The organism is Stappia albiluteola (assembly GCF_014050225.1).
GTDB classification, from domain to species: Bacteria; Pseudomonadota; Alphaproteobacteria; order Rhizobiales; family Stappiaceae; genus Hongsoonwoonella; species Hongsoonwoonella albiluteola.
In genome coordinates this window covers 113,231-126,770 of record NZ_JACFXV010000038.1, presented here as the reverse complement: position 1 = coordinate 126,770, position 13,540 = coordinate 113,231, and the positions used below count along the sequence as shown (strand labels likewise).

General features: G+C 64.4%; 10 protein-coding genes. 3 read left to right on the top strand and 7 right to left on the bottom strand.

The features are described from left to right. Together H2509_RS03955 and H2509_RS03950 are read right to left on the bottom strand one after the other, a co-directional pair. Nucleotides 1–1,595 (bottom strand): methyl-accepting chemotaxis protein (locus H2509_RS03955; protein ID WP_182162503.1); only part of this gene is annotated, 1,595 nt, incomplete at its 3' end. Between the two features lie 157 nt (nt 1,596–1,752). Next, on the bottom strand, nt 1,753–2,517 hold the full coding sequence (locus tag H2509_RS03950) for an SDR family NAD(P)-dependent oxidoreductase (RefSeq protein WP_209001781.1): 765 nt from the start codon (nt 2,515–2,517) through the stop codon (nt 1,753–1,755). A 242-nt stretch (nt 2,518–2,759) separates the two neighbouring features. On the opposite strand from H2509_RS03950, the gene H2509_RS03945 reads away from it, so the two are divergent. Continuing rightward, on the top strand, nt 2,760–3,056 hold the full coding sequence (locus H2509_RS03945) for a (2Fe-2S)-binding protein (RefSeq protein ID WP_182162501.1): 297 nt from the start codon (nt 2,760–2,762) through the stop codon (nt 3,054–3,056). Continuing rightward, nucleotides 3,053–3,538, top strand: a complete 486-nt coding sequence (gene bfr / locus H2509_RS03940; protein ID WP_182162499.1) for a bacterioferritin — start codon at nt 3,053–3,055, stop codon at nt 3,536–3,538. Before H2509_RS03945 ends, bfr begins: the two co-directional genes overlap by 4 nt. Before the next feature lie 9 nt (nt 3,539–3,547). On the opposite strand, the gene H2509_RS03935 is transcribed toward bfr, so the two are convergent. From H2509_RS03935 to H2509_RS03920, 4 genes are all read right to left on the bottom strand, one after another. Further along, complete coding sequence (locus H2509_RS03935) at nt 3,548–4,216, bottom strand: ATP-binding cassette domain-containing protein (RefSeq protein ID WP_182162497.1); 669 nt, start codon at nt 4,214–4,216, stop codon at nt 3,548–3,550. 8 nt (nt 4,217–4,224) lie between these two features. Then, nucleotides 4,225–5,907 carry an ABC transporter permease gene (locus H2509_RS03930; protein ID WP_182162495.1) on the bottom strand — a complete coding sequence of 561 codons (1,683 nt, stop codon included), beginning with the start codon at nt 5,905–5,907 and terminating at the stop codon, nt 4,225–4,227. Between the two features lie 29 nt (nt 5,908–5,936). After that, the gene (locus H2509_RS03925) at nt 5,937–7,148 is read right to left on the bottom strand and encodes an ABC transporter substrate-binding protein (RefSeq protein WP_182162493.1); all 1,212 of its coding nucleotides are present in this window, start codon (nt 7,146–7,148) and stop codon (nt 5,937–5,939) included. Nucleotides 7,149–7,251: 103 nt separating this feature from the next. Continuing rightward, nucleotides 7,252–7,740, bottom strand: coding sequence for an Lrp/AsnC ligand binding domain-containing protein (locus H2509_RS03920; protein ID WP_182162491.1), 489 nt, complete (start codon nt 7,738–7,740; stop codon nt 7,252–7,254). 157 nt (nt 7,741–7,897) lie between these two features. Here H2509_RS03920 and putA point away from each other — a divergent pair, with 157 nt between their 5' ends. Continuing rightward, on the top strand, nt 7,898–11,032 hold the full coding sequence (gene putA / locus H2509_RS03915; protein WP_182162489.1) for a bifunctional proline dehydrogenase/L-glutamate gamma-semialdehyde dehydrogenase PutA: 3,135 nt from the start codon (nt 7,898–7,900) through the stop codon (nt 11,030–11,032). Nucleotides 11,033–11,039: 7 nt separating this feature from the next. On the opposite strand, the gene hrpB is transcribed toward putA, so the two are convergent. After that, complete coding sequence (gene hrpB, locus H2509_RS03910; protein ID WP_182162487.1) at nt 11,040–13,511, bottom strand: ATP-dependent helicase HrpB; 2,472 nt, start codon at nt 13,509–13,511, stop codon at nt 11,040–11,042. Nucleotides 13,512–13,540 lie beyond the last annotated feature (29 nt).

Genomic DNA, 13,540 nt, shown 5'->3' with positions numbered 1-13,540 from the left:
ACCGTGGTGGACAGGCCGGTCATGTTGGCGGTGACCGAACCGGTGCCGCGGGCAGCCTGCGTCACGCTTTGCGAGATGTCGCTGGTGGCCGCGCCCTGCTGCTCGACCGCGCTGGCGATCGAGGAGGTATAGCCGTTGACTTCCTCCATCGTCTCGGTGATCTCGGCGATCGCCTCCACCGCGTCGCGGGTCGAGGCCTGGATGGCGGCGATCTGCGCGCCGATTTCCTCGGTGGCCTTGGAGGTCTGGTTGGCGAGTTCCTTCACCTCGGCCGCCACGACCGCGAAGCCCTTGCCGGCTTCGCCGGCGCGGGCCGCCTCGATGGTGGCGTTCAGCGCCAGCAGGTTGGTCTGCTCGGCGATCGCCTGGATCAGGGTGACGACCTCGCCGATCTTGCCTGCGGCTGCGGCCAGGCTCGCCACCTTGTCGTTGGTGGCCTGGGCACCGCGGGTGGCCTGATCGACAACCTTCATGGTCTGGCCGATCTGGCGGGCGATTTCGGAAATGGAGGCGGAGAGTTCTTCTGCGGCGCTGGCCACGGTTTCGACGCTCTGCGTGGCTTCATCGCTGGCGGAGACGGTTTCGGACGCCTTGCCCGCGCTTTCGCGCGCCAGGCCCGTCAGGGTCCGTGAGGTCTCTTCCAGCCCTGTCACCGTTTCGCCCACCGACGAAGTCAGCGACACCACTTCCGAACGGAACCCGGAAATCAGGTCGTCAACGCGCTTTTGACGGTTGCGCTGTGCTTCCTCGTCCGAGGCATGGGCACTGGCGAGTTCCACGCGCTCCTCGGCGCGCTTTTTCAGCGTGGCGATGGCGCCGGCAAGCAGGCCGAATTCGTTCTTGCGGTCTGCATAGGGAACCTCGACCGAGAGATCGTCCTCCGCCAGGCGTCTTGTCACGGCCGCGAGCATGGGGATGGGCTTCAAGAGGCCGCGCACCAGCATGGTCATGGCTGCCACGGAAATGACGAGGATCAGGCCGAATGCCGTCAGCAGCTTGCCGGAAATGGAGTTCATCAGCGCATTGACGACCGACTGACGGACGCCGGCATACAGGATACCGATGATGTCGCCGGCAGGCGAGAATATCGGCGCATAGATCGTGTAATAGGGCGTGCCGAGGATGGTGGCCTCGCCGCGATACGTCTCGCCCTTCGTCACGACGGGATAAACGGCGCCGGTCTGGCCAAGCTGCGTGCCGACCGCCCGGCTGCCGTCCGGCTTGACGATATTCGTCGTCTTTCGCCAAAAATCGCGGCTGGCCGGATCCCAGGCGAAAACCGTTGCCGTCTCGCCGGTCATCTGGCCGACGCTGTCGATCATCGTGTGGTTTTCGAACGCGGGGATCGCGTCCATCACGACACGGGTGACATTGCCGTCCGAACTCCGGGTGACCTTGGTTCCGGGAATTTCGCGCTCGACGATGGTGGCCGCTACGCGCAGGCTCGTGTTCTGACGTGCCACCGCATCGGTGCGGATCTGGTCGGCGATCAGCATATAGATGACCGCTCCGACAGTTGTCAGGGCGAGGATGATCATGACGGCCGAAGCGGCAGCCATGATCGTAAGCAGATTCAACTTGGCGAGAAAACGCATCGGCACCTCCGTCACGTTCCCCGGGACTACGTCCGAAGAACGCAACTAGTGGAGCCATGAAAGGTTAAATAGATGGTTATTAACTCTATTGACGTCGCGTAATTAACGTCTTGCCGCCTCATGCAACTCCAAAAACCGCATCGAGGAATGAAATGAATCAGACGTGCTGGCCGCCATTGATGTGAATTTCCGCTCCCGTGACGTAGGAAGAAGGCGCGGAGCAGAGGAAGAAAATCGTGTCGGCCACCTCGTCAGGTCGGCCGAGTCGCCGAAGGGGAATGTCCTCGATCAGCTTTTCCGTCCCGGGTGAAAGGATCGCGGTGTCGATCTCTCCGGGTGCTATGGCGTTTACGCGAACGCCGTGCGGCCCGAAGTCGGCCGCCATTTCCCGTGTCAGTCCGGCAAGCGCCGCCTTGGAGGTGGCATAGGCTGTCCCCGCGAAGGGGTGCACGCGCCCTCCTGCAATGGACGTAACGTTGACGATCGAACCCTGTGCGGCCTTCAGTTCATGGAAAAGGCCGCGGGCGAGCATGATCGGGGCGAAGAAATTCACCTGAAAGACGTTGCGCCAGATGTGCATCGGCGTGCTGAGAGAATCGAGCCGCCCACCCGTATCATTCTTGGGACTGATGCCGGCATTGTTGACCAGCGCATGCAGCTTCGAGCCATCGCTTTCCAGTCGCTTGCGCATTTCCGAGACGGCGTAGCCGAGATTCTCAGGATCGGACAGATCCACCTGAATGTGATCTTCCGGACCCGACGGCCATGGGCACTTGTCGGAAAAGGCGTGGCGCGAGCAGGTGATGACCCGCCAGCCGGCCGCCGAGAAGCGCTTGACGGTTGCGTGCCCTATGCCGCGGCTCGCTCCGGTCAGGACCAGCGTCTTTCGACCGGTGGCCTGCATCTCCGTCGAATTCGTCATTCGCTGTCCTTTGAAATAACTCCCGCGCGTTGCCCGCAATATCTATCCGTTCCCGGAGCGCTTATCCATCGACGTAACGCGTATTGGTCGCCGAGGATCGGCGGTCCGAACATTCCGATGCTCTATCGCCGTCCACCTTGAAAATAGTAAGCTGCACCACAAGTGTCGGAAGAGAGTAGGGAATTGCGGGCAGGCGTTATAAAGAATGCCGTTAGGGCAGGCTGGGAGATAAGAGGCCGAAATTGATCGTCTGTTCCTGCAATGTGATCACAGACAAGGAACTGCGCGAAGCGGCGGCGCGGTTACGTGAGGCCAATGGCGGCAGCGTGGTGACGCCGGGCGCGGTGTTCCGGGAGCTCGGACACAGACCGCGTTGCGGCGGGTGTTTCGTCGCGGTGGTGCCGATCATCCACGAGGTGGAGACCGGGGACGGTAGCGCGGCGACAGGGGAAAAGGCGCCTTTCGAGGCGCCGAAAGACGTGACTGTCGGCGGCAAGGCCGGCAGTACCAAGGCCCGCAAGAAGGAGAGCGCGACATGAAGGGTGATGCCAAGGTCATCGAATATCTCAACAAGGCGCTGCGCCACGAAATGACGGCGGTGAACCAGTACTGGCTTCACTACCGGCTGCTTGAGGATTGGGGCTATACGAAGCTCGCCAGGAAGGAGCGCGAGGAATCGATCGAGGAGATGCAGCACGCCGACAAGCTCGTCCAGCGCATCATCTTTCTCGAAGGCCACCCGAACATGCAGAGTCTCGACCCGCTCAGGATCGGCGAATCCCTCAAGGAGGTGGTGGAGGCGGATCTGGCCGGCGAGTATTCGGCCCGCGCCCTCTACAAGGAAGCGCGCGAGATCTGCCACGCGGCAGGCGACTACGTCACCATGAAGCTCTTCGAGGAGCTGATGACGGACGAGGAGGGGCATATCGACTATCTCGAAACCCAGCTCGAACTGATCGAGCAGATCGGCGTCGAGAAATACGGTCAGTTGCAGGCCGGCCCCGCCGACGAAGCGGACTAGGGTCAGGCCTCACTCCGCCTGTCTCACTTCCACGACCATGCCGCCGGCAGCCTCTGCGTCGGCATGGTCGTGCGTCACCAGCAGGACGGGCAGGCCGCGCGCCTTCGCCTTGGCGAAGACCAATTCTCGGATCTGGGAGCGCAGATCGCGGTCGAGCTTGGAGAAGGGTTCATCCAGCAGCAGCGCCCTTGGCTCGGCCAACAGCACGCGCATCAGGGCGACGCGCGCCTTCTGTCCGCCGGAGAGCGTCGCCGGATCGCGAGGGCCGAAGCCGGACATGCCTACCTCCTCCAGGGCTTTCTCGACCCGCTCGCGACGATGCATCAGCCCCTTCAGCCAGGAAGGCAGCGCAAAAAGAAGATTCCCGGCAACCGAGAGATGCGGGAACAGCAGCGGATCCTGGAAGAGCAAGCCCACATGGCGCTCATAGGCCGGCAGTCGGGTAATTTCGGTCTCCCCGATATGCACCGAGCCCCTGGCCGTGAAGTCACTTCCGAGAAATCCGGCCGCGTAGTTCAGGAGCGTCGATTTGCCGGAGCCCGAGGGGCCCATTACGGTCAGCACGCCGCCCGGCTCAACCTTCTCGTCAAGGGCAATGAGGGGCGCTCCGTGACGCAGGATCTCCACCCGATCGAAGCGGAGTGTACCCTTTGCGTCGAAGGCGTGGCGGTCGGGCATCGTCAAACTCAATGGCTGATCTTCAGGTCACGGCGGCTGCGAAAGGCGAGGGACGTCACTGCGCCTGCGATGAGGAAGCCGAAGAACGGCAATGTCATCTGCAGCACGGCAAAGACGCCGACGAGGCGCCGATCTCCGCCGGAGGCAAGTGCGACCGCCTCCGTCGTAACCGTTTCGACCCGACCGCCGCCGACCAGGAAAGTCGGCAGATATTGCGCCACCGATACGGCAAACCCAAGCGCAAGCGCAGTCATCACCGGTCTGAGGGCCATCGGCAGGCGAACCCGCCAGAAGACGCGGTCCGGTCTTGCCCCAAGGGCGGTCGCGACATCGCCGTAGCGCGGGTCAACGGACCGCCAGGCCTCCGTCAGCGCGAGGAAGACGTAAGGAATGACGAAGGTCAGATGGGCTGCGGCGACAGCGCCGGGCGTGTCTTCCAGTCCCACCCATAGCAGCAGCACCTGCAGGCCGAAAAGGAAGGCGACCTGCGGGACGAGAAGCGGCAGGTAGAGCAGCGCAAGCATGCGTGGCGAGACGACTGTGACTTTCCTGCTTTCGCCCTCCAGGCAGGCGAGGGCGAGGCCTGTCGCTACAAGGGCAACGGGGAGACCGATGAAGACAGTCGTGCCGACGGCGGTTGCGGCATCGGGCAGGTGGCGCAGCCAGGTTTTCAGGGTCAGGCTTGCCGGCAGGGCATCGGGGAAGCGCCATGATCCGGCCACCGACCAGAGCGCGACCACGACAAGACCCAACGCGAGGGCGAGCGCGGCGATTGTCATGGCTGACTTCGCCACCATTGCGGCGAACTGGTCGGCATGGGTCCGCCTGCCGGAAACAGTCCAGGTCCGACCGGCAATGATGATCACCCGTTCCAGGGCCAGCCAGCACAAGATCGCGGCAGCGCTCAACCCGAGTTGGAAAATCGCGCCCGCCGAGGCGACAAACCGCAGGCTCAGGTCGGGATCGTTCATCCAATGGGTGAGGCGGACGGCAAGTGGTGCCGGGGTGGTCGGGCCCAGGATCAATGCCACGTCAACGACGGAAGTTGCGTAGGTCAGCACCGCAAAGACGGGAAGGCGGATTTGCGGGTAGAGGCGCGGTAAGACCACCTTGAGCCAGGCCGTTACCGGGCGGTAGCCGAAGGAAACGGCAAGCCTGCGCGATCGGGTGCTCTCCGTTTGCGGCAGCGCTGCCAGGATCATCAGGAAAAGGAAGGGCACTTCCTTCGCCATCAGCCCGAACATCATCGCAAGGCCTGAGGGATCGTGTACGATCAGCAGATCCGGAGGTTGTCCGAAACCGGTCGCCCAGGGTGAAACGGCTCGAAAGATCCAGCCCGAAGGCGCGACAAGGAAGGCCAGGCCGAATGCGGCGGCGGCGTGAGGGATGGAGAGTAGCGGCGACAACAGGCGTCGCATGCGTCGGAAGAATGGTGTCCCCTCCGCAGCGGCGGCAAAGAAGACCGTAATGGCGAGCGCGCCGGCCGTCGCACCCAGGCCGACCGTTAGGCTGAGGCGCGCCGAGGTCCAAAGGCCGGGTGTGGCGAGGAGGGATGCAAAGGCCGACAGGCTCAGCCGGTCGCCGCCAAGTGCCGGGAAGTAGCCGAATGCCGGCAGGATCGTGCCGGCAAGGCCGGCCGCCACCGGCCCGATCAGCAGCAAAAGCGTCAGGGAAGGGGCGAGTTTCAGCATTCCTTCCCCGGGGGTCTCACAGGATGCAGTTACGGCGCTGCGTAACGCGCGATCCATTCCTCTTCAAGTCGCGTCATCCAGGAGGCGTGCGGTTCGGAAATGACCGGCCCAAGCTCCTGCGGACGAAGCGTCGCAATACCAAGATCGATCGCGGCAAAGCGCTCCTTGTCCGCCTCCGGCAGCGCATCGACGTTCAGTACCGTCGGATCTCCCCAGACTTTGGGGTCCTGCTTGCGCGCCTGGGCCTCAGCCGAAAGCAGGAAATTTGCGACGACTAGAGCTCCGGCCCTGGCATTGGCATTGAAGGGGATCGCAACGAAATGAGTATTGCCGATTGTGCCCCCGTCAAGCACGAAGGTGCGCACGGTGTCGGGCAACTCGCCGGCCTCGATCGCGGCTGTCGCGCCCGCCGGATTGAAGCTGAAGGCAATATCGACCTCGCCGTCGGAAAGCATCTGCCGCAGGTCGCCGGCATTTTGCGGGAAGGCGCGGCCCTGCCGCCAGAGGTTCGGGTGGAGGCGGTCGAGATAGGCGAAGACCGGAGCCACGTCGGCGGCGAATGTGGCGTCATCGACGGGATGAGACAACTTGGCCGGATCGTCGATCGCGCTGACCAGCACCTGCTTCAGGAAAGTCGAGCCGTGGAAGTTCGGTGGCTGAGGATAGGCGAAGCGGCCGGGATGGGTCTCCAGATACTCGGCAAGCGCTTCCAGCGTCTTCGGCGGCGTCGCGAGGCGGGCCGTATCGTAGCTGAATACAAGCTGTGCCATGCCCCACGGACTTTCGAGCCCTTCGGTCGGCTCGGTGAAGTCGTTGACGACCGAAGGTTTGCCGGCGACATCGACCAGTTTCCAGTTCGGCAGTTCGCCGGCCCAGCCTTCATTCGCGAGCAGGCTGGCGCGCTTGAGCGCGGCGAAATTTTCGCCATTGATCCAGACGAGATCGACGCTTCCCCCTTCGGTCTTGCCGGCAGCTTTTTCGGCTATGATGCGGCTGACCACATTTGCGGTATCGTCGACCTTGACCTGGGTCAGCGTCACGCCGTAGCGATCCTTCACCACCTCGCCGGCCCAGTCGATATAGGCGTTGATGCGAGGTTCGCCGCCCCAGGCATGGAAATAGACGGTTTCGCCACGCGCCTTTTCCAGCACAGCTGGCCAGTTCGACGGATCGACCTCACCAGACAGGGCCGGTACGGACGCGGTCAATAGGGTCAAAGCGGCGGCGATCGCGATCTTCATTTCGTCTCCCCTGGAATTGAATTTAGCTGCCGGATGGGAAAGGCGAAGGTCAACACACGTCCTTGTGACCTTTGCTCCTGCCGAATTTGGCAGGGGTGCCGGTTCAGGGCGCGATGGGAAGGACATGCGTGTCCTTGATATCTTCCATCACGGCATAGGTGTGGGTCTCGCGTACGCCCGGCAGCGACAGGACGACATCGGAGAGAAGCCGGCGGTAAGCTGCCATGTCGGCGACGCGCGCCTTCACCAGATAATCGAATCCACCCGCGACCATGTGGCATTCCAGTACTTCCGGAGCGCGAGCCACGGCACGGCCGAAAGCTTCGAAGACGTCCGGCGTGGTGCGGTCCAGCTTCACCTCCACGAAGACCAGAAGGCCGAGGCCAAGCTTCACGGGATCGAGTTCAGCGGAAAAGCGCAGGATATATCCGTCGCGCAGCAACCGCTTGAAGCGCTCGGCGGTGGCTGTCGGCGACAGGTTGATCTTCGCCGCAAGGTCCGTGTTTGTGATGCGCCCGTCCGTCTGCAGTACAGCGAGGATGCGACGGTCGATCCGGTCGATCTTGGTGGAATTCTCTGAAATTTCGTCCATGGCCTATAAAAATCCGGATTTGACGCCATTCTTTGGCGAAATAGTTCCTTTGAACGCCGGTATATTAGGGAAATCCGCAAGGCGGCCGCAAGTAGCCGCCGCGGAAATCCCATTCTCCTTACCCGATGAAGCCCGGGAAGACCGGTCGGAGATCTGAATGAGCGTCCTTGCCAAGACCATTGCGCCGGCTGCTGCCGGTCTTGCGCCGTTCCGCGCCCCCTTCGCGCCGTCCGACGAGGAAGCGGTGCGGTCCATCCTGTCGCTTGCCGCCTTCGACAAGGCTGCCGAGGAGCGCGTCGACAACCTGGCCAGCGACTATATCCACGCTATCCGCTCCGCACAGGGCGGCCTCGGCGGGGTTGAGGATTTCCTGCGCGAATACGGCCTTTCGACGCGAGAGGGTCTGGCGCTGATGGTCCTGGCAGAGGCGCTGTTGCGCGTTCCCGACGCTGCGACCGCCGACAAGCTGATCGAGGACAAGCTGGCGGCCGCCCGTTTCGAGGATGGCGACGGGGCGAAGGCCGACACCTGGCTTGTTTCCGCTTCGTCCTGGGCGCTCGGCATCACGTCCCGCCTGATCCACCCGGGTGAGGAACCCGATACGATCCTCGCGGCGCTGGTCAAGCGCATGGGCATGCCGGCGGTGCGCACCGCAACGCGGCAGGCAATGCGCATCCTCGGCCACCAGTTCGTGCTGGGCGAAACCATCAAGGCGGCGTTGGCGCGGGCAAAGGCGCAGGAAAGCAAAGGCTACCGCTATTCCTACGACATGCTGGGCGAAGGCGCGCGCACGGCGGAGGATGCCGAGCGGTATCTGAAGTCCTATTCCGACGCGATCGAAGCGATCGGCAAGGCAGCGGGGTCAGGCAAATTGCCGAACCGTCCGGGGATCTCCGTCAAGCTTTCCGCGCTCCACCCGCGCTATGAGGCCGTCAATGGCGAGCGCGTGCGCGAGGAACTGGTGCCGCGCCTCCTGCAGCTTGCCCAGGCGGCGAAGAAATATGACCTCAACTTCACCGTCGATGCGGAGGAAGCCGACCGGCTCGAGATTTCGCTCGACGTGATTGCGGCGGTTGCCGCCGATCCCTCGCTTGCCGGCTGGGACGGGTTCGGACTCGCGATCCAGGCCTATCAGAAGCGGGCCGTGGCCGTCGTCGACTGGATCGTGGACCTGGCCACCGCGCTGGATCGCAAATTCATGGTGCGGCTTGTCAAGGGCGCCTACTGGGATACGGAGATCAAGCGGGCGCAGGAGCGTGGCCTTGCCGATTATCCGGTGTTCACCCGCAAGCCCGCCACCGATCTCTCCTATCTCGCCTGCGCCCAAAAGCTGCTTGCGGCGCGCCAGCGCATCTATCCGCAATTTGCCACACACAATGCGCTTTCGGTGGCGCAGATCCTGGCGCTCGCGGGTGACGAGGGCGGCTTCGAGTTCCAGCGCCTGCATGGCATGGGTGAAAGCCTTTACAAGGCGGTGACGGAGCGGGACGGCCATCCCTGCCGCATCTATGCCCCGGTGGGCGGCCACCGCGACCTTCTCGCTTATCTCGTGCGCCGGCTGCTGGAAAATGGCGCCAATTCCTCCTTCGTCTCCGCCGTCGGCGATGTCAGCGTGCCGATCGGGCGGTTGATCGCGCGGCCGCAGGATGCCCTTGCCGGCGGAACGCGGGCGAAGAACAGCCGCATCGCGCTTCCCGCCGATCTCTATGGCGAGACACGGAAAAACTCGAAGGGTGTCGAACTCGGCCATGCCGCCTCGCGCCTCGCCCTCGTCGAAGGCATGGGCAAGTTCTCGTTGCCGCTGGTCGATGCGAAGCCGCTTGGCGCCGGACTGTCCTTCAAGGGAGCGGGACGCGCCGTCCTTTCGCCTGTCGATGGCCGTACGGTCGTCGGCAGCGTCGCGGACACGCCGCTTGATCAGGTCGGGGCAATCTTCGATCAGGCGGCGAAGGGCTTTCAGCGCTGGTCGCGCACACCTGTGGAGGAGCGCGCGGCGGCGGTCTCGCGTCTCGGCGATCTGCTGGAAGCGAACCGCGACCGGCTGATGGCGATCCTTGCGCGCGAGGGAGGCAAGACGCTGCCAGACGGCATAGCCGAAATCCGTGAGGCGGTGGATTTCTGCCGCTACTACGCGGCAGAGGCGCGCACCCTCTTTGGAGAAGGCACCTTGATGCCCGGGCCGACCGGCGAGGAGAACCGATATCGCCATCGCGGGCGAGGCACATTCGTTTGCATCTCGCCGTGGAACTTCCCGCTGGCGATCTTCCTTGGCCAGGTCACGGCAGCGCTCGTCAGCGGCAATGCCGTCATCGCCAAGCCTGCCGAACAGACGCCGCTGATCGCCTATGAGGCCATACGGCTTGCCTATGAGGCGGGCGTTCCGCAGGACGTGCTGTTCTATGTGCCGGGTGACGGCTCGGTGGGGGCGGCGCTCGTCAAGGAGCCGCGGGTCGCCGGTGTCGCCTTTACCGGCTCGACGGAAACGGCCTGGGCGATCAACAGGACATTGGCGGAAAAGCGAGGGGCCATCGTGCCGCTCATCGCCGAGACCGGCGGCATCAACGCCATGCTTGTCGATGCGACGGCGTTGCCCGAGCAGGTGACCGACGACGTTGTGATGTCAGCCTTCCGTTCCGCCGGCCAGCGCTGCTCGGCATTGCGTCTCCTCTTCCTGCAGGAGGATGTCGCCGACAAGCTAATCGACATGCTGAAGGGGGCGGCAGCCGAGCTGAAGCTTGGCGACCCGGCCGATGCGGCAGCGGATGTCGGTCCCGTGATCGACAAGGAAGCCCGGGACAAGCTGCTTGAGCATGTCGCTGTCATGCGGACGTCCGAGAAGCTCGTCTTCGCGGGCAAGGGGCCGCAGGGCGGCCTTGCCGATGGCTTCTGGGTGGCCCCGCATATCATCGAGCTCAGCGGGCCGGAGAAGCTGACGGCGGAGACGTTCGGGCCGCTGCTGCACGTGGTGCGCTACAAGGCGAAGGACCTGCCGAAAATGCTCGATACCATCGCCGCCACCGGCTACGGCCTGACGCTCGGCGTCCACAGCCGCATCGATGCCACGGTGAAGACGGTGGTGGACCGGCTTTCGGTCGGCAATGTCTATGTCAACCGCAACATGATCGGCGCGGTGGTCGGTACCCAGCCTTTCGGCGGTTCCGGCCTTTCCGGCACCGGTCCGAAGGCGGGCGGCCCGGCCTATCTCACCCGCTTCGCGCTGGAGCAGGTCGTGTCGATCAACACGGCGGCAGCCGGCGGCAATGCCAGCCTGATCGCCATGGCGGACGATTGATCCGCCTTCATGCTTTTCTCGGCTTGGCCCGGTTGGTCGCTTCGGCGCCAATCGGGTCGTCGGGCCAGGGATGCTTGGGATAGCGACCCTTCATATCCGTTTTCACGTCCGCCCAGGAGCCGCGCCAGAAGCCCGGCAGGTCGCGGGTGATCTGGATCGGCCGGTGGGCCGGCGACAGTAATTCCAGGATGAGGGGCACCTTGCCGTCGGCAATGGCCGGATGCCGGTCGAGACCGAACAATTCCTGTACGCGAATGCGCAATGTTGGTCCCTCTGGTGCATCATAATCGATCGGTATCTGCGAGCCGGATGGTGCATGAAAGTGACTCGGCAGCAACCGGTCGAGTTCCGCCATGCGCGACCATGGCAAAAGCGCGGACAGGGCGGTGCCCAGACAATCCGCATCGATCGCGTCCAGGCGCGTCTTTCCGATGAGGTAGGGCTTCAGCCAGTCGTCGAGGGACGCCTCAAGAGCCGTATCGGAAAGGTCCGGCCAGTCTTCGCCCAGCACCTTGTGCAGATAGGTGACGCGGGCGCGCTGCGCATTCTGCGCCTTGGACCATGAAAGCCTGCCGACGCCAGCCTTGCGGACGAGGCTTATCAAAGCTTCGGCGATGGCGTCCGGATCTGGGGTCGGCTCGGGCCGCTCGGCAAGAACGAGCGCGCCGTAGCAGCGCACCCGACGCGCGCGCACCGCTCCGTTCGCCTCGATGGCGACTTCCGTCTTCTCCTCGATATGGGCGGCGAAGCGCTCCTCGATTTCGGCCTTGTCGATCGGGGCGGCAAGCGCGATGCGTCCTCGCGCCGCCGTACCCTGGATATCGGCGACAACGAGGAACGGCGAGGTGGCGAGGCCATCGGCCGGATCGAGCAGGCCACCCCGTCCGGAGGCAAGGCGGAAGCCGCCCTTGCCGTCGCGGTTCCGGGCGATGCGATCGGGATAGGCAAGCGCCAGGATCGGCCCGGCCTGATCCTGCGAGGCGGTTCCATGCGGAAGGCCTGCCATCTCGCGCCAGCGTCGTGCAAGGGCCTTCGCTTCCTGGATCCTTGGGCCATTGCCGCGTCGCAGTTGTGTCAGCCGGTCGCGCAGGTCGATGGAACGTCCGCCAAGCCCCGGTTCCGAGAGTAGAGCCGCGATATCTGCGGCAAGGCCGCCTGCATCGAGAGAGCCGGCCTCCACCAGCATGTGGGCAAGGCGCGGTTCGAGCGGCAGTCCGGCGAGCTTGCGGCCGGCCTCCGTTATGCGGCCATCCGCATCCAGCGCGTCGAGGCTTTCGAGCAGGGAGACGGCTTCCCGCCATGCGCCCTGCGGCGGCGGATCGAGAAAGGCGAGAGTTGCCGGATCGCCGACGCCCCAAAGTGCAAGGTCGAGTACGAGACGGGACAGATCGGCTTCGAGGATTGCAGGCCGGTCCTGCAGGGCAAGCGCTGCCGTCTGCGGCTCGTCCCACAGGCGATAGCAGGTGCCAGGCTCCGTGCGCCCGGCACGACCGCGCCGCTGGTCGGCCGCGGCGCGCGACAGCTTCACCGTCTCAAGACGGGTAAGCCCCGTTGCCGGCTCGTATTTCGGCACGCGGGCAAGGCCGCTGTCGATGACGACGCGTATGCCTTCGATCGTGAGCGACGTCTGGGCGATCGCGGTTGCCAGCACTACCTTTCGCCGACCGGCCGGCGCGGGGCGGATCGCCGCATCCTGCGCCTTGCCGTCCAGTGCGCCGTAGAGCGGCGCGATATCGACATTGGCGGCGACGAGGGGAGCAAGCTTTTCGGCAACGCGGATGATCTCGCCCTGACCGGGCAAAAAGACGAGAAGAGAGCCGTCCTCCTCGGAGAGCGCCCTGCGGACCGCGCCGACGGTATCGTCCTCGATGCGCCGTGCCGGATCACGCCCCAGATAGCGGGTCTCGACCGGAAACGACCGGCCGGTCGAGGCGACGACCGGCGCGTCGTTCAGGAGACCTGCGACCGCTTTCGCGTCGATCGTCGCCGACATCGGCAAAAGGCGCAGATTCTCGCGCAGCGCGCCCTGAACGTCGAGCGCCAGGGCAAGGCCGAGATCGCCGTCCAGCGAGCGCTCGTGAAATTCGTCGAACAGGACCGCGCAGATGCCTGAAAGTTCCGGATCGTCGAGGATCATCCGGGTGAAGACGCCCTCTGTCACCACTTCGATGCGGGTCTTCGGCCCAACGCGGCTTTCCATGCGCACCCGGTAACCGACGGTTTCGCCCGGCCTTTCGCCAAGGGTTTCGGCCATGCGGCGCGCGGCGGCGCGAGCGGCGAGCCGGCGCGGCTCCAGCACGATGATGCGGCCATCCTGCGCGAAGGAGGCGTCGAGCAATGCCAGCGGCACGCGGGTCGTCTTGCCGGCACCGGGTTCGGCCACCAGCACGGCGGAATTGCGCGCTTCCAGCGTTGCAAGCAGGTCAGGCAGGACCGCATCGATCGGCAGCGGTTCGGAAAATTCGGGCCGCTCACGCATGCCGGTCATCCGCCTGAGGGAGGTATCGG